The organism is Bradyrhizobium sp. WSM4873 (genome assembly GCF_055811355.1).
Genome location: NZ_JBVVPS010000022.1, coordinates 88388 through 113323, shown reverse-complemented (window position 1 = coordinate 113323; position 24936 = coordinate 88388). Strand labels below are relative to the sequence as shown.

Genomic DNA, 24936 nt, shown 5'->3' with positions numbered 1-24936 from the left:
CCTTAAACCTGGACCGGCTGTCCGATGGTCACGCCGGTGCGGCGGATCTGTTCGCGCAGATTGCCGGGCTCGATCTTGCCGTCCGCGCCGACCTGCACCGGCGCGATATAGGGACCGATTGCGCCGACGTCATCGGCCACGGACTCCGCAAGCAACGCTTTCGCCTCGTCGGAGTTGCGCACGATCGCGGCTTCCGACAAGTCCGCGGACCAGCTCTTGGCGGCGGTGCGGTAAACCACGATGCCGTCCCAGGTGCGGTTGGCGGTCACGACCGAGGGGCCGGCGATCTTGATCTTCTTCTGTTCAAGCGGGGAGGTCATTCGGCTGCATCCAATAGGTCAGAGATGATTTGTTTTGGGGTTTGGCGACGAAGCGAACCGGCATGCCGGACCACATCGCCGATGATGAGAATGGCGGGACCGCCGTTGGTCCGGCGGACCAGCTCAGGCAGGTCGCGCAGCGTGCCGATCGCGCCTTGCGCATCGGGCCGCGTGACGCGGGCGAACACGCCGACCGGCGTCTCCGGCGAACGACCGGCGGCCAAGAGGCCGGCCCGTATCGCCGGCGCAGCCGTCATGCCCATGTAGACCACGACGGTCATCCTGGCGTCGGTCAGTGTCGACCAGTCCACGACTTCCGCGTCGCGCGCCTTGTGCGCGGTGAGGAAGGTGATGCGGGTCGCTTCGTTCCGATAGGTGAGCGGCACCTCGAAATCGGCGGCACCGCCGAGCCCTGCGGTGATGCCGGGAATGATCGAATAGGCAACGCCGGCGGCACGCAACGCTTCGACTTCTTCGCCGCCGCGGCCGAACACGAACGGATCGCCGCCCTTCAGCCGCACCACACGCTGGCCGGATTGGGCGGCCTCGATCATGCGCTTGTTGATGGCGTCCTGCCCGATGCCGGGCTTGCCGACGCGGCGGCCGACCGGCACGCGCGTGGTGTCACGGCGGATGCGGTCGAGAATTTCAGGCGAGACCAGCTCGTCATGGAAGACGATGTCGGCATCCTGGAGCGCGCGCAGCGCCTTGATGGTGAGCAAATCCGGATCCCCCGGACCGGCGCCGACCAGCGCGACCGAGCCTTCCGGCTTGTCGGCCCGTGCGAACGCGGATGGATCGGAAATCGCCTTGAGCGCCGCGTCCGCCTCGCCTTTGCGGCCGGCCAGAACGGCGGCGCCGATCGGGCCGTCGATGACGCGCTCCCAGAACCGGCGGCGCAGCGGAAACTCGGCAATACGTTCGTTGATGGATTTACGGAAGCCGCCGATGAACTCGGCGAGTTCGCCGATGCGCGCCGGCAGCAGCGCCTCGATCTTCTCGCGCACGCGCCGCGCCACCACCGGCGACGTGCCGCCAGTGCCGATAGCGACCACGACATCGCCGCGATCGACGATCGCCGGGAAGATGAAGCTCGAATGCTCGAGATCGTCCATGACATTGACGGGCAGGCCGAGCGCCTTGGCGCGGACCGACATCGCCACGCCGACATCGCCTGCGCCGGCGCAAACGACCGCGATGATTCCCGAGAGATCGGCGGTCAGCGGATCGGCCGCCGCAATGTCGATACGCGCGGCGTCCTCGGAGCTCAGACCCAGGTCCTGATTGCCGTCGATCGCATGCACGCGAATGCGCGCACCGGCCGCAGTGAGCACGCGCAGCTTGGCGCGCAAAAGCTCACCCGCGCCGATGAGGACCACCGGACCGGCCTTGAGATCGAGGAACACGGGCAAGAACCGCATACGATACTCGCTTCCCCCACATCCGGGGTTGACTGGAATTATTTTCTATATATGTGTCGTTTCGAGCGCGCAAAGAGAAAATTTTTTCTTCTCTCTTGCACCGCAACTATAGAATTTTCGCCTCCAAACGCAAAGTGGCAGAGATGCATCTTCTCAAGGACAATTCCCCTGCTGGCGGGCTGAGCAGCCCGGCCGCGGCCGAGCGCGCGCACACGCAAGAATTTTCTGCTGACCTTGCCCCGAGCATGGACCATCTCGACCAGCTCGAGGCCCAGAGCATCTACATCTTCCGCGAAGCCTTCGGCCGCCTCAAGAAGATCGCCCTGCTGTGGTCGCTCGGCAAGGACTCCAACGTCATGATCTGGCTGGCGCGCAAGGCGTTCTACGGCCGCCTGCCGTTCCCGGCCCTCCATGTCGACACCGGCAAGAAATTTCCGGAGATGTATCGCTTCCGCGATCACTACGGCAAGGAATGGGATCTCGATCTGCGCGTCGAGCCCTGCCCGCCGATTGATGCCGTCGACCCAACGCTGCCGCCCGCCGCCCGTTCCGCCGCGCGCAAGACCGAGGGCCTCAAGATGGCACTCGCCAAATACGGTTTCGACGGTCTGATCGCCGGCATTCGCCGCGACGAGGAGGCGACGCGCGCCAAGGAGCGCGTGTTCTCGCCGCGTGGGCTCGAAGGCAATTGGGACGTGCGTGACCAGCCGCCGGAATTCTGGGATCACTTCAACGCCTCGCCGCCGCAAGGCGCGCATTTGCGCATTCATCCGATCCTGCATTGGACCGAGTCAGATATCTGGGCCTACACCAAGCGCGAGAACATCCCGATCATCCCGCTGTATCTGTCGCAAAACGGCAAGCGCTATCGCTCGCTGGGTGATCAGGACATCACCAACCCGGTCGCCTCAAACGCGTCGACTATCGACGAGATCCTGATCGAGCTCGAGCAGACCAAGGTGCCGGAACGTTCCGGCCGCGCGCTCGACCACGAGACCGAGGACGCTTTCGAGCGCCTGCGCGTCGCCGGCTATCTCTGATCAAGGACGCGAGCGTCGTATGAACATGATCGTCACCCCCGCATCGCCCGCCACACCGAACGGCACCACGCGTCCGCAGGTCCGCATCGTCATCGTCGGCCATGTCGACCATGGCAAGTCGACGCTGGTCGGCCGCCTGCTGCACGAGACCGGCAGCCTGCCCGACGGCAAGCTCGACATGCTCAAGGCCGTCAGCGCGCGGCGCGGTATGCCGTTCGAATGGTCGTTCCTGCTCGACGCACTCCAGACCGAGCGCGACCAGGGCATCACCATCGACACCACGCAGATCCGCTTCCGCACCAATTCGCGCGACATCGTGCTGATCGACGCACCCGGCCACGCGGAATTCCTGCGCAACATGATCACCGGCGCCTCGCAGGCCGACGGCGCGGTGCTGATCATCGACGCGCTTGAAGGCGTGCGCGACCAGACGAGGCGGCACGGCTATCTCCTGCATCTGCTCGGCGTGAAGCAGGTCGCGATCGTCGTCAACAAGATGGACCGCGTCGACTTCGCCGCCGAGCGCTTCAAGGCGATCAGCGACGAGATCTCGGCGCATCTGCAGAGCCTTGGCGTGAAGCCCACGGCCGTGATCCCGATTTCCGCCCGCGACGGTGACGGCGTCGCCGAGCGCACCGACCGCATTGGCTGGTACAAGGGTCCCACCGTGGTCGAAGCGCTCGACAGGCTCGAGCCGGCGCGGCCGCTGGAAGCCTTGGCGCTGCGCCTGCCGGTGCAGGCGATCTACAAGTTCGACGACCGCCGCATCGTCGCGGGCCGGATCGAATCCGGCAGCCTGGTTGCCGGCGACGAAATCGTGATCATGCCCGCCGGCAAGATCGCCAGGATCAAGACGGTCGAGAGCTGGCCGGTGACGCCGGTCGCGGGCCGACAGGGTGCGGGCCGCTCGGTCGGCATCACGCTCGACCGCGAGCTGTTCCTCGAACGTGGCGATATCATCGCGCATACCAGCAGCGCGCCGCGCGAGACGCGACGGCTGCGCGCGCGGATATTCTGGCTGCACGACAAGCCGCTGGCCAAGGGCGACCAGCTCCTGGTTCGCTGCGGACCGAAGGAAAGCCGCGCCACCGTCGTCGCAATCGAGAAGGCGGTCGATCCCGGCGAGCTGTCGAGCGTCGAGAACAAGGCGATCGGGCGCAACCATGTCGGCGAGATCGACATTTCCCTTTCGAATCCGATTGCCACCGACCCCTACACGGAAAATCCGCGCACCGGCCGTCTCGTGATCGAGGTGTCCGGGCGCATCGCCGGCGGCGGTCTGGTGCTGTCGGTCGATGCCGGCCAGCGCGCCCTGCCCGTCGACATCGTGCCGGTGGAATCGGCGCTGCGGCCCGACGAACGCTCCGCGCGCTATCGTCACAACGGCGCCGTGATCTGGCTCACCGGCCTCCCCGCCTCCGGCAAGTCGACGCTCGCAAAAGCGTTGGAGCGGCGGCTGTTCAGCAATGGCGGCTCGCCGATCCTGCTCGACGGCGACACGCTGCGTGCCGGGCTCAACAGCGATCTCGGCTTCTCGGCCGCTGATCGCAGCGAGAACATCCGGCGTCTCGCCGAAGTCGCGACGCATCTCGCCCGCAACGGCCACATCGCGATTGTCGCCGCCGTCTCGCCCGCCCGCGAGGACCGCGCCACCGCGCGCCGCATCGCCGACACTTCGTTCCGCGAGATCCACGTCGCGACGCCGGCGGGAATCTGCGAGGAGCGCGACCCCAAGGGCCACTACAAGAAGGCCCGCGCCGGCACGCTCGCGTCGTTCACCGGCATTCTCAACGACTACGAGACGCCGCAAGCCGCTGAGCTCGTGATCGATACCTCGACGCGGACGGTCGCCGAGGCGGCGGACGAGATCGAACAGATGCTCAAGACGACCGGCGTGCTGTTCGACGAACTCGTGGACCTCGCCGCGAATATTTGAAGCCGGGCTGCTGCCCCGCTGTCGTCGCCCGGCTTGACCGGGCGACCCAGTATTCCACCGAGAGCAGTGATTCAGCCGAGAGGCCGCGGCGTACTGGATTCCCCGCCTTCGCGGGGAATGACACCGTGCGTCGGCCGCCCACCCCGCCTTGACATTTTGACAACTTTTGGGGGCCTTCTCACGGCCCCGATTTTGGGGCTAATAGGGCCCTGAAAGCCGCTCCTTGGAGCGCATTTTGCTGCTGTCGGATCAAAAGCAGCCAAAAACAGCCATTTCCAACGAGAAAGCCCATCATGAAACGCGTCGACGCCCACGGATTGAAGATCGCTCCCGTCCTGTTCGATTTCATCGCCAAGGAAGCGGCCCCGAAGACGGGAATCGCGCCGGATGCGTTCTGGGCCGGGCTCGCCGCCATCATCAAGGAGCTGGGCCCGAAGAACCGCGCGCTGCTGGCGGAGCGCGACACGCTGCAGGCCAAGATCGACGACTGGCACCGCGCCAACAAGGGCAAGGCGTTCGACCTCAACGCCTATACCGCCTTCCTGAAGGAGATCGGCTATCTGGTCCCGGAGCCGGCGACGCAGACGGTCGAGACCGCCAATGTGGACGAGGAGATCGGCACGATCTGCGGCCCTCAGCTCGTCGTGCCCCTGACCAACGCACGCTATGCGCTGAACGCGGCGAATGCGCGCTGGGGCTCGCTCTATGACGCCTTCTACGGCACCGACGCGATCCCGCACGATCCGTCCGAGAGCGGCAAGGGCTACAACAAGGCACGCGGCGACAAGGTCATCGCAAAAGCGAAAGCGTTCCTCGATGCCGCGGTGCCGCTGGCGACCGGCAGTCACACCGACGTCACCGCCTATAGCGTGGTCGCGGGCCAGCTCGCGGTGAAGCTGAAGAGCGGCAATGCCACCGCGCTGAAGAACGCCGCGCAATTCGCAGGCTTCCAGGGCGATGCGGCCGCACCGAGCGCGGTGCTGCTCGCCAACAACGGCCTGCATGTCGAGGTGAAGATCGACCGCAGCAGCGCGATTGGCAAGGACGATCCGGCCGGCGTCGCGGACATGGTCATGGAGTCCGCGGTCTCCACGATTCTCGACATGGAAGACTCGGTCGCGGCCGTCGATGCCGAGGACAAGGTGCTGGTCTATCGCAACACGCTCGGCCTGATGAACGGCACGCTGTCGGCCGATTTCGAGAAGGGCGGCAAGACGCTGACGCGCTCGCTCAATGCCGACCGCAGCTACAAGACGCCTGACGGCAAGGGCGAAGTGAAATTGCACGGCCGCAGCCTGCTGCTGATGCGCAATTGCGGTCACCACATGTTCACCGACGCGGTGCTGGACGACAAGGGCGAGGAGATTCCGGAAGGCCTGCTCGACGCCGCCGTCTCCGGACTTCTTGCCGTGCATGACTTGAAAGGCAACTCCAACGTCAAGAACAGCCGCACCGGATCTGCCTATATCGTCAAGCCGAAGATGCACGGCCCCGACGAGGTGTCGCTGACCTGCGAGATCTTCGATCGCGTCGAAAAGATGCTGTCGCTGCCCGAGAACACGCTCAAGGTCGGCATCATGGACGAGGAGCGGCGCACCACCGTCAACCTCAAGGCCTGCATCCAGCGCGCCTCCAAGCGCATCATGTTCATCAACACCGGCTTCCTCGACCGCACCGGCGACGAGATCCACACCTCGATGGAGGCGGGTCCGATGATCCGCAAGAACGAGATGAAGGCGCAGGCCTGGATCAAGGCCTATGAGGACTGGAATGTCGACATGGGCCTGATCTGTGGCCTGCCCGGCCATGCCCAGATCGGCAAGGGCATGTGGGCCGCGCCGGACAAGATGGCGGACATGCTGGCGCAGAAGCTCGCCCATCCGCAGGCCGGTGCCACCACCGCCTGGGTGCCCTCGCCGACCGCCGCGACGCTGCACGCGCTGCACTACCACCAGGTCCACGTCGCCGCGCGCCAGCAAGAGCTCGCCAAGGCCGGCCCGCGCGCAAAGCTCGAGGACATCCTCACCATCCCGGTGTCGAAGTCGAACTGGGCGCCCGACGACGTCAAGCAGGAGATCGACAACAACTGCCAGGGCATCCTGGGCTATGTCGTGCGCTGGATCGACCAGGGCGTCGGCTGCTCCAAGGTGCCTGACATCCACGACGTCGGCCTGATGGAAGACCGTGCCACCCTGCGCATTTCCAGCCAGCACTTGGCCAACTGGCTGCACCAGGGCGTCATCACCGAGGCGCAGGTGATGGAATCGCTCAAGCGCATGGCGGTCGTGGTCGACAAGCAGAACGCCGGCGATCCCGTCTACAAGCCGATGGCGCCCGCCTTCGACGGCACGGCCTTCAGGGCGGCGAGCGACCTCATCTTCAAGGGGCGCGAGCAGCCCAACGGCTACACCGAATACATCCTCACCGCCCGCCGCCGCGAGGCCAAAGCGGCTGGCTGAAAAGGCGACCGGCTGAGGCCAGCCAGTCAACACCGAAAGCCCCGGCTCGCGCCGGGGCTTTTTTGTTCGCGCAGTAGCCCGGATGGAGCGAAGCGTAATCCGGGGCCGCTATCGCTTGGGGCAAGACCCGGATTGCGCTGCGCTCCACCCGGGCTACGAAGCGGGCTAGAATACTGCCAGATATTTCAGCAGCGAGACGATGCCGATGATGATGACGACCACCCGCGCGATCTGCTTGGCGCGGCCGTCCATCGGCAGCATGTTGATGAGGTAAAGTACGAGAATGACGACGAGAAAGGTGACGAGGACGCCGACCAACATTGCTAGGACCCCCCTTTTAGGCAGTTGCTGACGCTCTCTTAACGCACAACTCTCGTGCCGGTTCCATTGAGGCAACCCTCTGCAACTTCTAGTAATTCCGTACTTCTACCGTCAGTCGGCCTGCCTAAAACTTTACCCTTTTCCTTTCAGATGCAGTCGCCGTTTGGGCCCTGAGCCACAAACGGCATGCGATTGCCTGGTCTTGCGTGCCCCTTTTTCCGATGTTGCCGGGGCGACTTCACGAACTTTGTAATGGGAATTGGGGACTTCGATGCTGAATCGTCTGACCGTATCCGCGCTGCTGAAGGCGGTGATCGCGATCACATCGATCTGCGTGGTGATCGCACTCTCGCTCACCGCCTACGAGTCCTGGGATCGCCTGAAGACCGCCAACCGCATCTCGCAGATCGCCGTCACATCCGCCGATCTGTTCAAGGCGATGCACAATCTGCGCACCGATCGCTCGACCACGGTCCGCCTCCTGAACGCGACCGAGCCGATGGACGGCGAGATCGAGAAATATCTGCGCGCCCTGCGCGATGCCCAAATGCCTGCCATGGCGCGCGCGATCGAGCTGCTGCCGGCCATGGACTTTCCGCAATCGGGTACGCTGGTGCCGGAGCTCGCGCGTCTATTCAAATTGCTGACCGAAGAGCAGAAGCAGTTCTGGGAGGATGTGGCCAAGCCGAAGGACCAGCGCCGCGCCGGCCTGCCCAAGGAATACATGGAGACGACGCAGGGCCTGCTCGACACGCTCGACAAGCTCTCGAACACGTTGGCAGCCACGGTCAATCACCTGGACGCCACGATCGACCAGCTCCTGTCGATCAAGCAGAATGCCTGGCTGCTCCGCAATACCGCAGGCGAGGCGTCGCTGATCGTCTCGACCGGGCTTGCCGCCGGCAAGGTCACGCCGGAAGGCCGCTACGCCTATACCCAGCATGTCGGCGGCACGAGCGCAATGTGGAAGGCGCTGGAGTTGTCGACGTCCGGCATGCAGTTGCCGGCGGGGCTCGCCTCCGCGATGGCCTCCGCCAAGACCTCCTATTTCGAGCCGCAATATCTGGCCTTGCGCGACCGTCTCGCGGACGCGCTGGTCAAGGGTGAAAAGCCCGAGATGACGGCGAACCAATGGAGCCCGCTCACGGTCGGCCGCATGGCGAGTGCGGTCGCAGTGGCAGAAGGTGCGCTCGATGCTGCCAAGATCCACACGCAGGAGCAGCGCGGCACCGCACAGCGCGCACTGATCGTGCAGCTGACGCTGCTGGCGCTCGCCGTGGGGCTTGCCGTCGGCGCGATCATGCTGGTCAGCCGCCGCGTCATCACTCCGCTCAACACCATTCGGGACGCCATGCTGAAGGTCGCTGGCGGCGACCTTGCCGTCGACAGCGGCTATCTCGATCGCAACGACGAGATCGGCGCGCTTGCCGGCGCGCTGGAGACCTTCAAGCAGCAGGCCAACGAGAAGCTCACGATCGAGGCGCAGGAGCGCGAACGCAATGCGGGCGCCTCCGCGCGCCAGCGCGCGGTCGAGACCTATGTCGGCGAGTTCGAGGGCGCGGTGCGCAAGACGCTCGGCGAATTGAGCGAAGCCTCCGGCGAAATGCGCAAGACCTCGGGCGATCTCTCCGCGGTGTCGCGGCAGACCAACGACCGCGTGCAGGTCGCAGGCAAGGCCTCCAATGACGCCTCTATGAGCGTCGACAGCGTCGCCGCCGCCGCGGAAGAGCTCAGCGCCTCGATCAACGACATCAGCCAGCAGGCCGCGCATGCCGCAGGCATCGCCAGCCGCGCCGTGACCCAGGCGCGCGAGACCGACGGCACGGTGCAGGGACTTCAGAAATCGGCCGGCCGCATCGGCGAGGTCGTCGGTCTGATCAACACCATTGCGCAGCAGACCAATTTGCTCGCGCTCAACGCCACGATCGAGGCGGCCCGCGCCGGCGAAGCCGGTCGCGGCTTTGCCGTGGTCGCCTCCGAGGTGAAGTCGCTGGCGAGCCAGACGGCCAAGGCGACCGAGGAGATCTCCGAGCAGATCGCCGACATCCAGAAGGTCGCGGGCGACGCCATCAGCGCGATCCAGACCATCGGCGGCATCATCGGCGAAGTGAACGAGGTCGCAACCGCAATTGCCGCCGCCGTGCAGGAGCAGGGAGCGGCCACGCAAGAAATCACCCGCAGCACCCAGTTTGCGGCGCAGGGCACCAAGAACGTCTCGGACAACATCACCGGCGTCAAATCCGATGCGGACGCTGCTGCCGCTGCCGCCGACAACGTGAAGCACGCCTCCGAGATGCTGGAGAACCAAAGCCGCCAGCTCGGCCATGAGGTCAGCGACTTCCTCGGCAAGATCCGCGCGGCATAGGGCGGGTATCTAGAGCCACACAGGCTTCGGTGTCGTCCTGGCGAAAGCCAGGACCCATAGCCACCGCACTCTGCAAGGGGCAGGCCGGTGGTCAGCCGTGTGGGGGCAAGATCGGCATTTGGGGCAATGGGTCCTGGCTTCCGCCAGGACGACGTTGACGCTACTCCTTCGCCACCACCGGCACCTGGCGGAATCTTGCGCGCACCGAATCGGGCAGCGGGGAGAAATTCATCGCGACGCCGCGGCGGTCGTTGGCACTGCGGCTGGCGACCACCAAGCCGTCGGCGCCCGCAACGATGTCCCCCTTGCGCAAGGTGGGATCGTCGTCGACCTTGACCTGAGCGAGCCCGACCGGATCCTTGCCGTTGCAGGTGCAGCCTGCGACAATCTCATTGCGATAGCGGAACGCGTTCGGCAGGTCGGAATAGGATTTCCCCTTGTCCGTCGTCGCGTCGTCGATGTTGCCACCGTAGACCAGGGAGGTCTCCGAGGCCGGGCAGAAGCTCTTGCAGGATTGCGCCTTGCTCTCGGAATCGTTTCCCTGCGCCGGGAAATACCGTCCGTCGCAGCCGCGCACGCAATAGGCCGTGCCGCCGCCATAGGAGGCCCGCTGGCGCGGCGTGTCATAGCGCGGCGTGTCGTAGCGCGGCGCGTCATCGGTCTGGAACGGCATGCGGATCTCGGGCGCCGCCCGCCCGCGGAAGCCGCCGAACAGGGCCGAGAAAAAGTCCTCCGCATGGGCAGATGGCGTAAGCGCGAGGCCGAAGGAGGCAACGGCGACGAATGCCGCCACGCCACCGGCGAGTTTGCCGATCGAACGTCTCTTCATGTGACCTCACTCAACTTAGTTCACGGCCGAATTCGAAATGTTCAGCGCCTGCCGGCCGGAGGGCAGCGCCGTCACAGCCGGACGCTTGCGCACGGAATCCCCGCCTTTTGCCATCAGCGGCGCGTTCTTCGGCAGCACAACGACCTTGGCACCGACGTTGACGCGGTTGAACAGGTCGGTGACGTCCTCATTGGTCATGCGGATGCAGCCGGACGAAACGAACTTGCCGATCGTGGTGGGATCGTTGGTGCCATGGATGCGGTATTCGCTCGATCCGAGATACATCGCACGCGCGCCGAGCGGATTGCCGGGGCCACCAGCGACGAAGCGAGGCAGATAGGGTTGGCGCGCGATCATCTGGGCCGGCGGATGCCAGTCCGGCCACTCCGCCTTGCGGCTGACGCTCTGCACACCCGACCAGGTGAAACCTTCGCGCCCGACGCCGACGCCATAACGGATGGCGCGGCCTTGGCCGAGTACGTAGTAGAGATAAGTATTGTTGGTATCGATGACGATGGTACCGGCCGGCTCGCTGCGGTCGAAACTGACAATCTGCTTGCGCAGGCGATCGGGTAGCGCGGCATCCTCGTCAGCGGCCTGCGCGTTTTGGCTTGCGTAGCCTTGGTTCGCATAGCCTGGGCTCGCATAGCCCTGCGAATAGCCCTGGCCCTGCGGGTAGGCCTGATCCTGCGGATAGGTGTAGCCCAGCGTCTGTGCGCTTGCGGCGCCGAACGGCACTGCCAGCAAAGCGGTTGCGAAGGCGAATGCGGTGATGCGGCGCGGCGATAAGCGGCGTCGGACTGCAGAGAACTTTGTCATGTGCTGCCCCGTTGAATGCCCGCATCTGGGTGATGCGCTGTTCGATCAACGCGGCCGAGCCGATACAAGTTCCGCGCAGCGATGCAGCAGCGACGTCACAGTCAAGCGAGCATTTCTTCACGAAGCCGCGATGGAACCCGGAGGGTGCTTGGACGTTCTCCCCTCGTCATGGGCGCGCGGACCGAAGACTCCGTGCCGGAGAGGTATTGTGCGCGTCCTTCCCAGTGAACGTATGACTTCCGGCAACGGCGAAGGCACTCCGCTTCCCGAGAGCCACGGCGAGCTTCCGCCGGTGATCCGCCGCACCGAACTCGTCGCCTTCTCGCTCGCCGGACTGCTCCTCATCGCCATCGTCGCGGTGCTCTATGTCGGCAAGGCGTTCTTCCTGCCGGTCGTGATGGCGTTCGTCACGGGCACGATGCTCTCGCCGGCAGCGACCTTCCTGGAGAAACGGAAAGTGCCGCGGAGCCTCGCGGCCGCGCTGATCGTGTTCGCGGTGACCGCCGTAGTCGGGTTCATCGTAGCGCTCATTGCTTCGCCAGCGATGGAATGGAGCTCGCGCCTGCCCGAACTCGGCGCGCAGTTGAAAGACAAAGTCCACGTGTTCGACCGGCCGCTGGCGCTGTGGCGAGAGCTGCAGATGATGCTCGGCGGCTCGGAGGGATTGCCAAGCTTCGAGATGCCGAAGTTCGACTGGGTGCAGCCGACGATCGAATTCCTGTCACCGACCTTTACCGAATTCCTGCTGTTCTTCGTCACCCTGATCCTGTTCATCGCCAGCTGGCGAGACCTGCGACGGGCAATGATCATGACCTTCAGCGATCATGAGGCACGGCTGCGCACCCTTCGCATCCTCAACGAGATCGAGGTCCATCTCGGCAACTATCTCTTGACCGTGACCCTCATCAATGTCGGCGTCGGCGTCGCCGCCGGCCTCGTTTGCGCCCTCACCGGAATGCCCAATCCGGCTGGCCTCGGCGCGCTCGCGGCCACCCTCAATTTCATTCCGATCATCGGACCGGTCGCCATGTTCGCCATTCTGGTCGTGGTGGGACTGGTCACCTTCCCGACCGTCAGCGGCGGCCTGATGGCGGCGCTCGCCTTTGGCGGCATCACCTTCCTGGAGGGACATTTCGTTACGCCCACCATCATCGGCCGGCGGCTGGCGCTCAATGCGCTGGCGGTGCTGCTGGCGCTGGCGTTCTGGACCTGGCTGTGGGGCCCGATGGGCGCGTTCCTGTCGTCGCCGCTGCTGATCGTCGCCCTGATCCTGAAGGAGCATCTGTTGCCGCAGGATTCGCCGCAGCTCCCGCAGGACTGAGCGGTTTCCGTGAACGGAACTTACCCGACGACGAAACGTTTCCCGGCTGTCTCAACCGTCAACAGCTCGGAGCCCCTGATGTCCACCACCAACGCCGAAGCCGGGATGAGAGACTGGACCGACAAAGCCACCCGAGAACGCCTCGAGAAGGATGTAGCAGCCGTGAAAAGCGATATCGCCGCCCTCACCGATCAGATCACCGACGCGCTCAATACTTTTGCCAACTCCTCCGGCAAGCAGGCCCGCCGCGGCTATCGCCAGGCGCGCGAGAACGTGGATTCCGCGATCGACGACATGTCGGAGCGCGGCAGCGCGATGATGGACGCCGCACAGGAGGCCTACGGCTCGATCGAGGAGACGCTGGAGGACGCGATCAGCCAGCGGCCGCTCGCGACCGTCGGGCTCGCGCTCGGCATCGGCTTCCTGATCGGCGCGGCCTGGCGCCGCTGAGGTCGCGAACTTGTATCGAGACGGTGGCGCAGCGGCGCCGCCGGTGCCGGCTTGTGGGGATCTGAGGAGCAAGACCATGTTTCAGCGCATCATCGACGGGATCAGTGCATCCACCGGCACCACCGTGCGGCTGACCTCGCTGGCAGCAGGCGCGGCGTTCGCGCTCTTCATCACCACCTGCTTCCTGTGCGCGGCGGCATTCATTTCGGTGCTCAACAAATATGGTCCGGTGCAGGCCTGCCTCGCCGGTGCAGGCATTTTCTTTCTGCTGACCCTGACCGCGGCGGTAAGCTATTGGGTCTCCAAACGGCAGCTGCGCAAGCAAGCTCATATCGTAGCCGAGCGCGCCACGAAGTCGGCGGCCTCGAACATGCTCGCGGACCCCATGCTGCTCGCCACCGGACTCCAGATCGTTCGCGCCGTCGGGATCAAGCGGCTGTTGCCGATCCTGGCGATCGGCGGCGTCGCGCTCGGAATCATGGCGAGCCGCGCCGGCGCACCCGACGAGGCCTCGGCCGAACCTGCCGAGTAGCAGCTACCGCGGGTTAGAATATTTCGTCAGAAGTCGCGCGAACGCATCTATCGAATAGGTACCGGCGGCCCGGCGTCAGATTTGGCGCCGTCCGGCCGTTTGCCTGCGCCATCACGCAAACGCTACTCGGACAGGCAGGCGGTTGCCGCTAAAAGCAGCGCCCCTGATTCCAAAAGCCATTTTCTCGATGAAACCGTCCGTCCAGGCGAACCTCGCCGCATTCCATCATGACCCCCGGCTCTATTTGACGCTCGGTATCGCCAACTGGTCGGTTTTCGTCGACCACATCCCGAACAACGTCGTCAATTTGCTGACGCTGCGCAACTTCGGCTTCAGCGGCGCCGCAGACTTGTTCGTGTTCGTGGTGGGCTATGGCGTCGCGATTATTCACGGCAGGATCGCACTGGAGCGCGGCTACGTCGTCGCGGCGACGCGCATCTTTCGCCGCGTCTGGCGGCTGTATGCCGCCTATGTCGTGCTGTTCGTGATCTATATCGACACCATCGCCTATGTCGCCTCGCAATCGATGGCGCCCGAGATCATCCACGAATACAACATATCGGGAATTCTCGAGCACCCGCTGCGCATCCTGGTGCGTGGCCTCGTGCTCCAGGAGGAGCCGCTGAATCTCGACCTGTTGCAGCTGATGATCCCGCTGATGGCCTTCTTTCCGTTCGCGCTGTGGGGGCTGTTGCGGCGGCCGAACCTGACGCTTGCGGCATCGGTCGCGCTCTACGTTGCGGCGCGCTGGTTCGACTGGAATTTCCGGGTCTATCCGGACCAGGAGTGGACCTTCAACCCGTTCTGCTGGCAGATGCTGATGGTGCTGGGCGGCTGGTTTGCCGTGACGGGTGCGTCGGGCCGCGCGCTGCACGGCTTGTCCTGGCTGCGCGTGCTTGCGGGCGCCTATCTCGTATTCGCACTGGCGATCACGCTAATGCGCCACTCGCCGGCGCTTGCCGCCTACCTGCCGGACATCGTGCTGGACAATATCACGCCGACCGACAAGGAAAACCTCGCACCCTATCGCGTGGTCCACTTCCTCGCGCTCGCTTTCATCGCTACACATCTCGTCCCGGCCGATCATCCCGGCCTGCAATGGAGATCGCTACGGGCGGTCATCCGATGCGGCGAGGAGTGGCTCGCGGTGTTCTGCGTCGGCGTGTTCCTGTCACTTGCTGGCCATCTCATCCTGATTACCGGCGCGAATCTGGTGGTGATGCAGATCGCCGTGAGTCTGGCGGGCTTCGCGGCGATGGCCGCGGTCGCATATTACATCGCCTGGTCGAAGCGGCAGGACCTGCCCGCGGCCTTGCGGCAGCAGGCCTAACCCCGCACCTTCCGATTCCGCTAGGCCGGCCATCACGGCTGGGCTATGCGGAGCGGCAGCGGATTGCGCGAGGAGGCCGGGCGTGGTGATGGCGAATGGCGGGAGTGAGGGAGCCGACAGCGCGCCCCGGCGCGGCCGGCCAAGGTCGATCGAGACCACCAACGCCATTCTCCAAAGCGCCTATGCGCTGATGGCCACCACCGGGCTTGCCGCCACCACCATCGACGCGATCGCACGCCACTCCAGCGTCTCCAAGATGACGATCTACAAATGGTGGCCGTCCCGCGAAGCCTTGCTGATCGACGCCTTCCTTCACCATGCCGCGCAGATGCTGCCGCTGCCGCCTGCAAGCTCGGGCAGCCCCGCCGCGCGCGCACGCCGCCATGCCGCGGCCTATGCCGAAGCGCTCCAGGGCGAGTTCGGCAAAGTCCAGCTCGCCGTCATCTCCGAATGCATCTCCAAGACCGGCTCGGCGGAGCTGTTCTACGCCCGTTATCTGCAATTCCGGCGCGACGCGCTGATCGAGATGATCGCCGCGGGCCAGAGCGACGGCAGCATTCTGGCGAAAGCTCCGCCCCAGGATCTCTACGACGCGATCTATGGCGGCCTGTTCTACCGCTACGTCTTCGGCATCGCGCCGATCACGCCGGCTTACGCGCGGACTCTGGTTGACCTCGTGCTGCGGCCGAAGAGCTAGGCGTTTTCGAGCGAACTCCAGCCTCGAATTACCGCGCCGGCCGGATCGGTGCTGACAGCTTGTCGGTACGGTCGCGCTCGGTCATGTCCTCTACCGTCTCCATCGGCGCGGTCAGCTCGTAGACATAGGAGACGTCGGTGAAATAGCGCTTGGCGGTGCCGCCGAGCGCCTCGGGCGCGACGCGGTCGAGCAGGATCAGGCCGAAATCGGAATCGGGGCGGCGCGTCGCTTCGCTGGTGTTGAACTCCTCCCAGCGGAAATAGAAGACCTCGCCGGCCCCCTCGTTGGTCACCGTCCAATTGGCAGTGATGTGCGGATGCTTGCCGACCAGCGATAGGCCCTCGTCGGAGTGCGAGGCGAGCTCGAAGAACAGCAGCGACAGGCTCTGCGCCGCGCGCGCGCTGACTGCGATGTCAGGACCGGTAACGGCGATGCGGTCGGCATGCGGGATGGCGCGCGCCTCGAACAGGCCCTTCAGCTTGACGCCCTGCCACTGGCTCTCGCTGAGCAGCGAGACGACGTTGGACATGGCATGGATGCGACCGATCAGGAGCTCGCGCGCGACATCGATGTCGGAGCCATGGCGCAGCGTACGGGTCACGATCGACTGGATCACCGCCAGGATGTTTTTGACCCGGTGGTTGAGCTCGTCGATGACAGCCGTCAGCCGGCGCTCGAAGCCGATTCTGACCTGGATTTCCCGGCTGAGCCGCAAATTGTTGTAGGCGACATAGCCGAACAGGCCGCACACCATCGCGGTGATCGCAAGGCCGATTGCCGCCACGATGATCGCAGTCTGCTCGGCGCGGCGCGCCGAATTGGTCTTGGCGTAATAGCCGAGCTGCCAGTCGCGACCACCGAAGCTCACCGTGCGCGTCGCCGACGGGGCCGGCCCATCGGCCGCCGTCGTGCGGGCCGAGACCACGCCTTGATCGTTGGCGACGAGCTCACCACCCTCGCGGCGCGGATCCTTCAACGCGACCGCGAACAACGACATGTCGTCGTTGGTCAGCATCAGGGAGGAAAGCTCGTAGGAAAATGTGATGAAGCCCGCCGGCTCCGTCGCGCCCTCTGGGATGACGGGAGCGGCCACAATGATGCCGATCGGGCCGCCGCTACGCAGGAGGGCAACCGGTTCCGAGGCAACCGACCTCTTCTCCACTCTGGCGCGCGCCAGCATGGCGCCGCGCACCTGGTCCTGGTCGTAACTGCGGCCGGGCAGCCCTTTGGTCTCGTTGCTGCGCGGCTCGAGATCCATCAGCACGTCGATCGGCTGGGTAACACCTGCCGGATCGATCGGCTTGTCGTCATAGCTGCGGATTCGCGGATTGGGGAAGCCGGCGCTCGCGATGGCGGCCTGCGCTGCGGCAAGCTCGTTCGGCTTCAGGCGGGCGACCCAGCCCGCCACCACGAAATCGGTCTTGAAGGCGTAGATGGCCGAGCGCAGCGGCTCGAGCATGTTAGGCTTGAGCACCGACGGCGCCCGGAACAGGCCGGAGGCAACCCGCGCGAGCAGTTCGCGCTCGGTGAGCCGGTCCTGGACCAGGCTTGCATGGACATCGATCGCGCGCGCCAGCGCGATCCGGTCCAGCGCCAGCTCCTGGTCGTGGACGCGATAAGCCGCGAGCCCGGAGAGCAGGGCTCCGAGAAGAGCAATGAAGCCGATGATGAAACCCAGCCGGACCACGCGACTACTCAGGCGAAAGCTGGAGGTCGGCAATAAACACGGAGCATATGGACGCCGCTCGAACGGGCACGTGCCGAAACAGGGTGGACCCCAATGGCCGGGATAATGAAGGAGGAGGCATCGGTACGCAACTTGGTCGCCTGAGAAGCTTAAATCGGCCCGCCGATGGTCGGGCCGGGTGGATTTGCTCCGGGCACCGGAGGTAATCAATTGCCGTGACCGAAATTTGTTCCGCGGACACGGCTCTGCCCAACGCGTTAACGGGGGAAACGCCTGCGTTAGGTCGTCGCGCCGGTCAGCCGGCCCGTTTCAAGCCGCCTTTGGCCTCAATGAAGCCGATGATGTGGTCCAGCCCCTGGCTCTTCTTCAGGTTGGTCATGACGAACGGCCGCTCGCCCCGCATGCGCCTGGCGTCCGTCTCCATCTTTTCCAGGGAGGCGCCGACATAGGGCGCCAGGTCGATCTTGTTGATCACAAGGAGGTCGGACCGGGTGATGCCTGGCCCGCCCTTGGACGGGATCTTGTCGCCGGCCGCCACGTCGATGACGTAAACGGTGAGATCGGCGAGCTCCGGGGAAAAAGTGGCAGCGAGGTTATCACCGCCGGATTCGATCAGCACGAGATCGAGCCCCGGAAACTTGGCGCGCATATCCGCCACCGCGGCGAGATTCATCGAGGCGTCCTCGCGGATCGCGGTGTGCGGGCAGCCGCCGGTCTCGACTCCGGCAATGCGATCCGGCGTCAGCGAGCCCGAGCGCACGAGGAATTCCGCATCCCATTTGGTGTAGATGTCGTTGGTGATCGCGGCGATGTCGTAGCGCTCGCGCATGGTCTTGCAGAGCAGGTCCATCAGCGCGGTCTTGCCCGATCCGACCGGACCGCCGATGCCGACACGCAAGGGGCCGTGAGATTTCGACATGCTCTCTCCTAATGTCGTCCCGGCGAAGGCCGGGACCCATAGCCACCGAACTCAGTTGATGTGGCGGGCTGTGGCCACATCCCTCCATCCCCACAAAGATTCGTGCTTATGGGTCCCGGCCTTCGCCGGGACGACGGAGTGAGGCTCGTGCTCAAGATCTGAACAGCCGCGTATATTGCGTCTCGTGCCGCAGGCTGGCGAGGTCGGCGCGAAACGTCGCGCCACCGAGATGGTCCAACATCGCACCCAGCGCACGATTCGCCGTCGCGGCAACCGCGGCTTCCAGCCTCACCAGCACGCGCTGGCTGTCGGTCTGGCCGAGCGGAATGAGCCGGCTGGCCGCGGAGATCCAGTTCGAGACCAGCGCATGCAGGAAGGCGTGCAGCGTCGGCCCCAGCGGCACGCCGTGCACCGCGGCGACCACGCCAACAGCAACGGGATAGACCAATTGCGTGCGGCATGCCGCAACCATCGCATCCAGCCCGTCGGCATCCCACGCTGCGCGGGCGATATCGATAAAGGCACGGCCCTGCGACGTCGTCTCCAGCTGCCGCTCGCGCGACGGCACGAAGGCCGCGGCGAGCTCGGCGATATCGCCCAAGTTGTCGCCCTCGCCCGCTTCAGTGGCGCGATAGGCGTGGACCAGAAACGTCGCATCGCAGAAGCCGGAGCCATCGCGAAGCATCGCATCGAGCCAGTCCGCCAGCGACGCGGTCTCGGTGATGTCGCCGGCCTCGACCGCCCATTCGATGCCGCTGGAGTAGGAAAAGCCGCCGACGGGAAACGCGGGTGACAGCCAGGTCATCAGCCGGTACAGCGCCGCCGCCTCGCGCTCCGCGAGGTCGCGGGCCGCGACCGGCTCATTTGTGGTCATGAGCATGCTTGTGGCCATGGTGATGGTCGGGGTGATCGCAATGCTCGTCGTGGTGATGGTGATCGTGACCGTCGCCATGTGCGGCATGATCATGGTGGTGATCATGACCATGATGATCATGATGATCATCATGGCCGTGATCGTGATGCGCGTGGTCGTCATGTCCATGCGCATGACCGGCATCGGCATAGGCGCCGCCCTCGGGATCGAACGGCGCCTCGATCTCGATCACGCGCGCGCCGAGGCCCTTCACCATGGCTGCGATGACGTGGTCGCGGCGGATGCGCAGGCCCTTGGCCATGATCTGCGTCGGCAGGTGGCGATTGCCGAGATGCCAGCCGACGCGAATAAGGTGGTGCGGATCGTGGCCGCGGATCTCGAGCAGCGGCTCGGGCGCTGCGACCACCTCGACCAGCCGGCCGTCCTCCAACACCAGCGCATCGCCGCCGCGCAGTGCGACGGCATTCTCCAGGTCGAGCAGGAACTCGAGCCCCCGCGTTCCCGTCATCGCCATGCGGCGGCGGTGTCGATCGTCGAAATCGAGCACGACCGTATCCGCCGGCGCTTCCGCGAAACGGTGTTGTCCCCTGACCTGCGTCGCCCGGATCATGCGCTTTTACCCCGTTACCGTGTCTCGACCTTCTCGGGCGTGATCACTTCGATCTTTGGCGGCGCCGTAAAACACTTCACCGCAACGCGGCCGAACGTCTTCATGTGCTCCATGGCGCGATGCGGCACCAGCGCCTCGGCATTCTCCCACTGCTCGACGAACACCATCTTGGCGGGATCGGTGACGCTCTCATGCAGATCATAGGCGATATTGCCGGGCTCTTTCCGCGTCTCCTTGATGCAGGCGGTGGCGGCTGCAATGAATTCGGCGCGCGTTTCAGGCTTGATGGTCAAGGTGGCGACGACATAGATCACGAGAAATCCTCCCGGCTTTTCTTCTGGGCTTCAGATACCCGGCGGGACCTTAGACCAGGCGGGATCGAACGCAAAACCGGAAAAGCTGTCTCCGATATGCGACCACGACATGGTCCTGGGACATGCGTTGAGGCGCTATTTCAGTACATGAAATATCGCTGCGCCATCGGCAGCACCTCGGCGGGGGCGCAGGTCAAAAGCTCGCCGTCGGCGCGGACCTCATAGGTCTCCGGATCGACCTCGATATTGGGCGTGGCGTCGTTGTGGATCATGCTCTTCTTCGAGATCCTGCCGCGGGTGTTCTGGACCGCATAGAGCTTCTTGTCGATGCCGAGCTTGCGCGCGAGGCCGCCGGTGATCGCGGCCTTCGAGGTGAACACCACCGAGGACGCGGTCATCGCCTTGCCGAAGGCGCCGAACATCGGCTGGTAATGCACCGGCTGCGGGGTCGGGATCGAGGCGTTGGGATCGCCCATGGGAGCCGCGACGATCATGCCGCCCTTGACGACGCAATCCGGCTTGACACCGAAGAAGGCCGGCGACCACAGCACGAGATCGGCGAGCTTGCCCTTCTCGACCGAGCCGATCAGCTTCGAAACGCCATGCGCGATCGCGGGATTGATCGTGTATTTGGCAATGTAGCGCTTGACGCGGAAATTGTCGTTGTCCTTGCCCTTGTCCTGCGGCAGCGACCCGCGCTGCTTCTTCATCTTGTCGGCGGTCTGCCAGGTCCGGATGATGACCTCGCCGAGGCGGCCCATGGCCTGGGAGTCCGAGGAGATCATGGAGAGCGCGCCGAGATCATGCAGGATGTCCTCGGCCGCGATGGTCTCCTTGCGGATGCGGCTTTCGGCGAACGCCAGATCTTCCGCGATCGAGGGATCGAGGTGGTGGCACACCATCAGCATGTCCAGATGCTCGTCGATGGTGTTGCGCGTGAAGGGCCGCGTCGGGTTGGTCGAGGACGGCAGCACGTTCTTCAGCCCTGCGACCTTGATGATATCAGGGGCATGACCGCCGCCGGCGCCCTCGGTGTGGAAGGCGTGGATCGTGCGGCCTTTGAACGCCTTGATCGTATCCTCGACGAAGCCGGATTCGTTGAGCGTGTCGGTGTGGATCATCACCTGGATGTCGTAGTCGTCGGCGACCGACAGGCAGGTGTCGATCGCAGCCGGCGTGGTGCCCCAGTCCTCGTGCAGCTTCAGCGCACAGGCGCCGGCCTTGATCATCTCGACCAGCGCGGCGGGCCGCGAGGCGTTGCCCTTGCCGGAGATGCCGAGATTGACCGGGAAGGCGTCGAACGACTGGATCATCCGCCCCATGTGCCAAGGCCCCGGCGTGCAGGTGGTGGCGAACGTACCATGCGAGGGACCGGTGCCGCCCCCCAGCATCGAGGTGACGCCCGACATCAGCGCGTGCTCGATCTGCTGCGGGCAGATGAAATGGATGTGGCTGTCGAAGCCGCCGGCGGTGAGGATCTTGCCTTCACCCGCGATCACGTCGGTGCCGGGGCCGATGATGATGGTGACACCCGGCTGGATGTCGGGATTGCCGGCCTTGCCGATGCCGGCGATCATACCGTCCTTGATCGCGACGTCGGCCTTCACGATGCCCCAATGATCGACGATCAGCGCATTGGTGATGACGGTGTCGGCCGCGCCCTGCTTGTTGGTGACCTGCGACTGCCCCATGCCGTCGCGGATCACCTTGCCGCCGCCGAACTTCACTTCCTCGCCGTAGGTGGTGAAATCCTTCTCGACCTCGATGATGAGGTCGGTGTCGGCCAGCCGCACCTTGTCGCCGGTGGTCGGGCCGAACATGTCGGCATAGACGGAACGCTTTATTTTGACGGACATCACAAGCCCCGTTTGCGTTTGAATTCTGGATCGGTGTTCACAGCGAGGTCCTCGCTGTGAGCACCATGTCGTCGAATGTCGTATCGAGCCAAGAGTTGCCGCCGCGGCAACCGGCGACAACCTGCTCGGCCCAGTCGGTGTAATCGACCAGGTCGTCACGTTCCTCGGCCGTCGGATCGGAATGCACGCGCGCGCCGATATTGCTGATCTTGTCGGCGATCTTGATCAGCCTGGCGCCATCCGATTTTTCCGGTGCGTCGAGCACCTGGCGCCGCCGCCGCTCCGGCTTCGGCAGGCTCATATCGTCGGTGCATTCCTCGACAAGCGACGCGACACGGTCGGAGAATTTTTGCACGAGCTCCTCGCGCGTGGTGTCGGTGTCCTCGATCGCATCATGCAGCCAGCCGGCGGCAACGAGTTCGGCGTCGGCGCCGTCGGTCGCGATCGCAAGCAGGTTCGCGACCTCGGCGAGGTGGTTGATGTAAGGCTCATGACCGCGGCCCTTGCGCGCCATGCCGTTGTGGCGGCGCGCGGCGAGTTCGGCGGCTTCGGAGACGAGGCGGACAGGTGACAGCATGGCAAAGTCCTCCGTTTTCGCCTCAACCGTGGCGCGCCACGCTCGTTCCTGTGGATTTCACAGCTTCCCCATCACGTCGCCGCGGAAGCCGTAGATGGTCTTCTTGCCTGCCACCGCGACGAGCTGGACGTCGCGGGTCTGGCCCGGCTCGAAGCGGACCGCGGTGCCGGCGGCGATGTCGAGGCGCATGCCGCGGGCTTTCTTGCGATCGAACTTCAGCGCCGGGTTGGTCTCGAAGAAATGATAGTGCGAGCCGACCTGGATCGGGCGGTCGCCGGTGTTGGCGACCGTCAGCGTCACGGTCTTGCGGCCGGCATTGAGCTCGATCTCGCCGTCCTGGATGAAGAGTTCGCCGGGGATCATGCTTCTCTCCTACCTGATCGGCTCGTGCACAGTGACGAGCTTGGTCCCGTCCGGAAAGGTCGCCTCGACCTGGATGTCGTGGATCATCTCGGGAATGCCCGGCATCACCTGCTCGCGGGTGAGAACCTGCGCACCCGATTGCATCAACTCGGCGACGGTGCGGCCGTCCCGTGCGCCTTCGAGGATGAAATCGGAGATGAGCGCGATCGCCTCCGGATGGTTGAGCTTGACGCCGCGATCCAGCCGGCGGCGGGCCACGATCGCCGCCATCGAGATCAGAAGCTTGTCCTTTTCGCGCGGAGACAGGTTCATACGAAATCTCTTCCGTTCACTTCGTCAATTCAGCCAGAGCCGCGGCAGCGCCGCACCGGTGCGCGCCAATACGGCCATCATGTCGCCGCGCAACCGCGCCGCATCTTGGGCACAGAACCGCGCCATTGCAAAGCCATTCCAGGCGGATATCCCGACCTCGCCGGCGAAGGATTCCGAGACCTCGCGGAGACGCTCGATCAGGGCCTCGTCGCCGGGCACGATCAGCGCCGTGCCGATCGCAGCGCCGCCCTTGGCCACCGCCGATCGCGCAAGCTTTGCGCCGATATTGCCGTCGAGCCTGACGGTCTCGGCGAATACTAGCTTGCCCCCGCGACGCAGCCGCCAGCGGTCGACGAACTCGCCCTGCTCCATCCGTTCGCCCATCGCGGTACGGCCGAACACCACGATCTCGCACAGCAGGAGCGAGGCAGTCGCATCGAGGTCTATGTCGAAGCGGCGCTGCACGCGCGCCCGGTTGAACAGGATCGTCTCCTGCGGCAGCCAGCCGAGATGCGCGCCTGCAGCAACCTTCAGCGCTATATTGAGCTCCGCCGCCTGCCCTGGCGCGCGGTAGACCTTTTCCGCGGCCGCCGTGGTCAGCGTCAGCTTCGCACGATCCGCGGCCGCGATCTCGATGTCGAAGCGATCGCCGCCGGCGACACCGCCGGCGGTGTTGACGAACACGCCGGAGAGCCCTTCGTCCTCCGGCGAAGGGAAGCGTACGCGCAGGGAGCCGGACTCATGCAAGATCCCGCGACGCGTCACACCGTCGCGCGCGTGGACCTCGAAGCGCACCGCGCCGCGGGCCCGGTTGGCGTCGAACACTGAAGATGTCGCTGAAACGTCGCTGCGCATCCGCCTCCCCAGCCGGTCGCGGCAGAATGGCCTACAGCGCCATCTGGCGGCTGATTTCGCTCGCGTCGAGATTGGAGCGGTCGCAGGTGAACTTCACCGCGCCGCGATCCATCACCGCAAAACTGTCGCCGAGTTCGCAGGCAAAGTCGAGATATTGTTCGACCAGCACGATGGCGATGTTGCCGAGGTTGCGCAGGTACGAGATGGCTCGGCCGATGTCCTTGATGATCGAGGGCTGGATGCCCTCCGTCGGCTCGTCGAGCAGCAGCAGCTTTGGTCGCATCACCAGCGCGCGCCCGATCGCGAGCTGTTGCTGCTGACCGCCGGAGAGGTCGCCGCCGCGCCGGCCGAGCATGGATTGCAGCACCGGGAACAGTGAGTACACGTCGTCCGGAATGTGCTTGTCCTCGCGCTTGAGCGGGCCGAAGCCGGTCTTGAGATTTTCCTCGACGGTCAGAAGCGGAAATATCTCGCGCCCCTGCGGCACGAAGCCGATGCCCTTGCGCGCACGCTCATAGGGCTTCAGGCCGGTGATATCGCTGCCGTCGAGCACGATCGCGCCCGAGGAAATCGGGTACTGCCCGACCATGGCGCGCAGGAGCGAGGTCTTGCCGACGCCGTTGCGCCCGAGCACACAGGTGACCTTGCCGGGCTCGGCCGCGATCGACACGCCGCGCAGCGCCTGCGCCGCGCCGTAGAACAGGTTGATGTCCTTGACCTCAAGCATCG

The 24936-nt window shown here is 65.0% G+C and carries 25 protein-coding genes; 9 read left to right on the top strand and 16 right to left on the bottom strand.

The annotated features are described in order from the left end of the window. Positions 1-2: 2 nt before the first annotated feature. Together AC0L21_RS26045 and cysG are read right to left on the bottom strand one after the other, a co-directional pair. Positions 3-320: a DUF2849 domain-containing protein gene (locus AC0L21_RS26045; protein ID WP_007605455.1), complete on the bottom strand. Its 318-nt coding sequence runs from the start codon at positions 318-320 to the stop codon at positions 3-5. Beyond that, on the bottom strand, positions 317-1741 hold the full coding sequence (gene cysG, locus AC0L21_RS26040) for a siroheme synthase CysG (RefSeq protein ID WP_473264594.1): 1425 nt from the start codon (positions 1739-1741) through the stop codon (positions 317-319). The genes AC0L21_RS26045 and cysG overlap by 4 nt, the downstream gene beginning before the upstream one ends. A gap of 245 nt (positions 1742-1986) precedes the next feature. On the opposite strand from cysG, the gene cysD reads away from it, so the two are divergent. The 3 genes from cysD (at position 1987) to AC0L21_RS26025 (ending at position 7176) form a co-directional block, all read left to right on the top strand. Beyond that, positions 1987-2781: a sulfate adenylyltransferase subunit CysD gene (gene cysD, locus AC0L21_RS26035; RefSeq protein ID WP_473264614.1), complete on the top strand. Its 795-nt coding sequence runs from the start codon at positions 1987-1989 to the stop codon at positions 2779-2781. A gap of 19 nt (positions 2782-2800) precedes the next feature. After that, a complete protein-coding gene (cysC, locus tag AC0L21_RS26030; RefSeq protein WP_473264593.1) occupies positions 2801-4717 on the top strand; it encodes an adenylyl-sulfate kinase in 1917 nt (638 codons plus the stop codon). Between the two features lie 293 nt (positions 4718-5010). After that, positions 5011-7176, top strand: coding sequence for a malate synthase G (locus AC0L21_RS26025; RefSeq protein ID WP_473264592.1), 2166 nt, complete (start codon positions 5011-5013; stop codon positions 7174-7176). Positions 7177-7341: 165 nt separating this feature from the next. Here AC0L21_RS26025 and AC0L21_RS26020 read toward each other — a convergent pair whose 3' ends face one another. Further along, positions 7342-7497, bottom strand: coding sequence for a Thivi_2564 family membrane protein (locus AC0L21_RS26020; protein ID WP_007599832.1), 156 nt, complete (start codon positions 7495-7497; stop codon positions 7342-7344). 271 nt (positions 7498-7768) lie between these two features. On the opposite strand from AC0L21_RS26020, the gene AC0L21_RS26015 reads away from it, so the two are divergent. Next, the gene (locus AC0L21_RS26015) at positions 7769-9862 is read left to right on the top strand and encodes a methyl-accepting chemotaxis protein (RefSeq protein WP_473264591.1); all 2094 of its coding nucleotides are present in this window, start codon (positions 7769-7771) and stop codon (positions 9860-9862) included. A gap of 160 nt (positions 9863-10022) precedes the next feature. Here the strand turns inward: AC0L21_RS26015 and AC0L21_RS26010 are convergent, their stop codons facing one another. Both AC0L21_RS26010 and AC0L21_RS26005 read right to left on the bottom strand, forming a co-directional pair. Next, the gene (locus AC0L21_RS26010; RefSeq protein WP_473264590.1) at positions 10023-10691 is read right to left on the bottom strand and encodes a DUF2865 domain-containing protein; all 669 of its coding nucleotides are present in this window, start codon (positions 10689-10691) and stop codon (positions 10023-10025) included. Between the two features lie 15 nt (positions 10692-10706). Then, complete coding sequence (locus AC0L21_RS26005) at positions 10707-11510, bottom strand: L,D-transpeptidase (protein ID WP_473264589.1); 804 nt, start codon at positions 11508-11510, stop codon at positions 10707-10709. A 208-nt stretch (positions 11511-11718) separates the two neighbouring features. Here AC0L21_RS26005 and AC0L21_RS26000 point away from each other — a divergent pair, with 208 nt between their 5' ends. The 5 genes from AC0L21_RS26000 to AC0L21_RS25980 all read left to right on the top strand — a co-directional run bounded on the left by AC0L21_RS26000 (position 11719) and on the right by AC0L21_RS25980 (position 15840). Beyond that, the gene (locus AC0L21_RS26000; RefSeq protein ID WP_473264587.1) at positions 11719-12831 is read left to right on the top strand and encodes an AI-2E family transporter; all 1113 of its coding nucleotides are present in this window, start codon (positions 11719-11721) and stop codon (positions 12829-12831) included. Between the two features lie 78 nt (positions 12832-12909). Beyond that, entirely contained in the window at positions 12910-13281 is a 372-nt protein-coding gene (locus AC0L21_RS25995; RefSeq protein ID WP_473264586.1) for an ElaB/YgaM/YqjD family protein, read from the top strand. A gap of 76 nt (positions 13282-13357) precedes the next feature. Further along, positions 13358-13813, top strand: a complete 456-nt coding sequence (locus AC0L21_RS25990) for a hypothetical protein (protein WP_473264585.1) — start codon at positions 13358-13360, stop codon at positions 13811-13813. A 187-nt stretch (positions 13814-14000) separates the two neighbouring features. After that, complete coding sequence (locus AC0L21_RS25985) at positions 14001-15143, top strand: OpgC domain-containing protein (protein WP_473264584.1); 1143 nt, start codon at positions 14001-14003, stop codon at positions 15141-15143. Between the two features lie 88 nt (positions 15144-15231). Next, positions 15232-15840, top strand: coding sequence for a TetR/AcrR family transcriptional regulator (locus AC0L21_RS25980; RefSeq protein WP_473264613.1), 609 nt, complete (start codon positions 15232-15234; stop codon positions 15838-15840). 28 nt (positions 15841-15868) lie between these two features. Here the strand turns inward: AC0L21_RS25980 and AC0L21_RS25975 are convergent, their stop codons facing one another. The 11 genes from AC0L21_RS25975 to urtE all read right to left on the bottom strand — a co-directional run bounded on the left by AC0L21_RS25975 (position 15869) and on the right by urtE (position 24934). Beyond that, the gene (locus AC0L21_RS25975; RefSeq protein WP_473264583.1) at positions 15869-17527 is read right to left on the bottom strand and encodes a CHASE domain-containing protein; all 1659 of its coding nucleotides are present in this window, start codon (positions 17525-17527) and stop codon (positions 15869-15871) included. A 295-nt stretch (positions 17528-17822) separates the two neighbouring features. Continuing rightward, the gene (gene ureG / locus AC0L21_RS25970; protein WP_473264582.1) at positions 17823-18446 is read right to left on the bottom strand and encodes an urease accessory protein UreG; all 624 of its coding nucleotides are present in this window, start codon (positions 18444-18446) and stop codon (positions 17823-17825) included. 151 nt (positions 18447-18597) lie between these two features. Next, a complete protein-coding gene (locus AC0L21_RS25965) occupies positions 18598-19326 on the bottom strand; it encodes an urease accessory protein UreF (RefSeq protein ID WP_473264612.1) in 729 nt (242 codons plus the stop codon). After that, positions 19307-19930: an urease accessory protein UreE gene (locus AC0L21_RS25960; protein WP_473264581.1), complete on the bottom strand. Its 624-nt coding sequence runs from the start codon at positions 19928-19930 to the stop codon at positions 19307-19309. The genes AC0L21_RS25965 and AC0L21_RS25960 overlap by 20 nt, the downstream gene beginning before the upstream one ends. Positions 19931-19944: 14 nt before the next feature. Further along, on the bottom strand, positions 19945-20244 hold the full coding sequence (locus tag AC0L21_RS25955) for a putative quinol monooxygenase (protein ID WP_007599815.1): 300 nt from the start codon (positions 20242-20244) through the stop codon (positions 19945-19947). Between the two features lie 140 nt (positions 20245-20384). After that, positions 20385-22100, bottom strand: coding sequence for an urease subunit alpha (gene ureC / locus AC0L21_RS25950; RefSeq protein ID WP_473264580.1), 1716 nt, complete (start codon positions 22098-22100; stop codon positions 20385-20387). A 37-nt stretch (positions 22101-22137) separates the two neighbouring features. Continuing rightward, complete coding sequence (locus tag AC0L21_RS25945) at positions 22138-22677, bottom strand: HD domain-containing protein (protein WP_473264579.1); 540 nt, start codon at positions 22675-22677, stop codon at positions 22138-22140. 57 nt (positions 22678-22734) lie between these two features. Beyond that, positions 22735-23040, bottom strand: coding sequence for an urease subunit beta (locus AC0L21_RS25940; RefSeq protein ID WP_007599812.1), 306 nt, complete (start codon positions 23038-23040; stop codon positions 22735-22737). Positions 23041-23049: 9 nt separating this feature from the next. Beyond that, a complete protein-coding gene (locus AC0L21_RS25935; RefSeq protein ID WP_473264578.1) occupies positions 23050-23352 on the bottom strand; it encodes an urease subunit gamma in 303 nt (100 codons plus the stop codon). A gap of 24 nt (positions 23353-23376) precedes the next feature. Then, complete coding sequence (locus AC0L21_RS25930) at positions 23377-24207, bottom strand: urease accessory protein UreD (RefSeq protein WP_473264577.1); 831 nt, start codon at positions 24205-24207, stop codon at positions 23377-23379. Positions 24208-24238: 31 nt separating this feature from the next. Beyond that, complete coding sequence (urtE, locus tag AC0L21_RS25925) at positions 24239-24934, bottom strand: urea ABC transporter ATP-binding subunit UrtE (protein ID WP_473264576.1); 696 nt, start codon at positions 24932-24934, stop codon at positions 24239-24241. Positions 24935-24936 lie beyond the last annotated feature (2 nt).

What these genes read in the sequence shown, in the direction of transcription:
- AC0L21_RS26020 (WP_007599832.1), bottom strand. Translation starts at nt 7,497, where the DNA reads ATGTTGGTCGGCGTCCTCGTCACCTTTCTCGTCGTCATTCTCGTACTT.
- cysG (WP_473264594.1), bottom strand. Translation starts at nt 1,741, where the DNA reads ATGCGGTTCTTGCCCGTGTTCCTCGATCTCAAGGCCGGTCCGGTGGTC.
- AC0L21_RS26015 (WP_473264591.1), top strand. Translation starts at nt 7,769, where the DNA reads ATGCTGAATCGTCTGACCGTATCCGCGCTGCTGAAGGCGGTGATCGCG.
- AC0L21_RS26010 (WP_473264590.1), bottom strand. Translation starts at nt 10,691, where the DNA reads ATGAAGAGACGTTCGATCGGCAAACTCGCCGGTGGCGTGGCGGCATTC.
- AC0L21_RS26005 (WP_473264589.1), bottom strand. Translation starts at nt 11,510, where the DNA reads ATGACAAAGTTCTCTGCAGTCCGACGCCGCTTATCGCCGCGCCGCATC.
- AC0L21_RS25980 (WP_473264613.1), top strand. Translation starts at nt 15,232, where the DNA reads ATGGCGAATGGCGGGAGTGAGGGAGCCGACAGCGCGCCCCGGCGCGGC.
- AC0L21_RS25945 (WP_473264579.1), bottom strand. Translation starts at nt 22,677, where the DNA reads ATGCTGTCACCTGTCCGCCTCGTCTCCGAAGCCGCCGAACTCGCCGCG.
- AC0L21_RS26045 (WP_007605455.1), bottom strand. Translation starts at nt 320, where the DNA reads ATGACCTCCCCGCTTGAACAGAAGAAGATCAAGATCGCCGGCCCCTCG.
- AC0L21_RS25965 (WP_473264612.1), bottom strand. Translation starts at nt 19,326, where the DNA reads ATGCTCATGACCACAAATGAGCCGGTCGCGGCCCGCGACCTCGCGGAG.
- AC0L21_RS25990 (WP_473264585.1), top strand. Translation starts at nt 13,358, where the DNA reads ATGTTTCAGCGCATCATCGACGGGATCAGTGCATCCACCGGCACCACC.
- cysD (WP_473264614.1), top strand. Translation starts at nt 1,987, where the DNA reads ATGGACCATCTCGACCAGCTCGAGGCCCAGAGCATCTACATCTTCCGC.
- urtE (WP_473264576.1), bottom strand. Translation starts at nt 24,934, where the DNA reads ATGCTTGAGGTCAAGGACATCAACCTGTTCTACGGCGCGGCGCAGGCG.
- ureG (WP_473264582.1), bottom strand. Translation starts at nt 18,446, where the DNA reads ATGTCGAAATCTCACGGCCCCTTGCGTGTCGGCATCGGCGGTCCGGTC.
- AC0L21_RS25930 (WP_473264577.1), bottom strand. Translation starts at nt 24,207, where the DNA reads ATGCGCAGCGACGTTTCAGCGACATCTTCAGTGTTCGACGCCAACCGG.
- AC0L21_RS25935 (WP_473264578.1), bottom strand. Translation starts at nt 23,352, where the DNA reads ATGAACCTGTCTCCGCGCGAAAAGGACAAGCTTCTGATCTCGATGGCG.
- AC0L21_RS25960 (WP_473264581.1), bottom strand. Translation starts at nt 19,930, where the DNA reads ATGATCCGGGCGACGCAGGTCAGGGGACAACACCGTTTCGCGGAAGCG.
- AC0L21_RS26025 (WP_473264592.1), top strand. Translation starts at nt 5,011, where the DNA reads ATGAAACGCGTCGACGCCCACGGATTGAAGATCGCTCCCGTCCTGTTC.
- AC0L21_RS25985 (WP_473264584.1), top strand. Translation starts at nt 14,001, where the DNA reads ATGAAACCGTCCGTCCAGGCGAACCTCGCCGCATTCCATCATGACCCC.
- cysC (WP_473264593.1), top strand. Translation starts at nt 2,801, where the DNA reads ATGAACATGATCGTCACCCCCGCATCGCCCGCCACACCGAACGGCACC.
- AC0L21_RS25940 (WP_007599812.1), bottom strand. Translation starts at nt 23,040, where the DNA reads ATGATCCCCGGCGAACTCTTCATCCAGGACGGCGAGATCGAGCTCAAT.
- ureC (WP_473264580.1), bottom strand. Translation starts at nt 22,100, where the DNA reads ATGTCCGTCAAAATAAAGCGTTCCGTCTATGCCGACATGTTCGGCCCG.
- AC0L21_RS25995 (WP_473264586.1), top strand. Translation starts at nt 12,910, where the DNA reads ATGTCCACCACCAACGCCGAAGCCGGGATGAGAGACTGGACCGACAAA.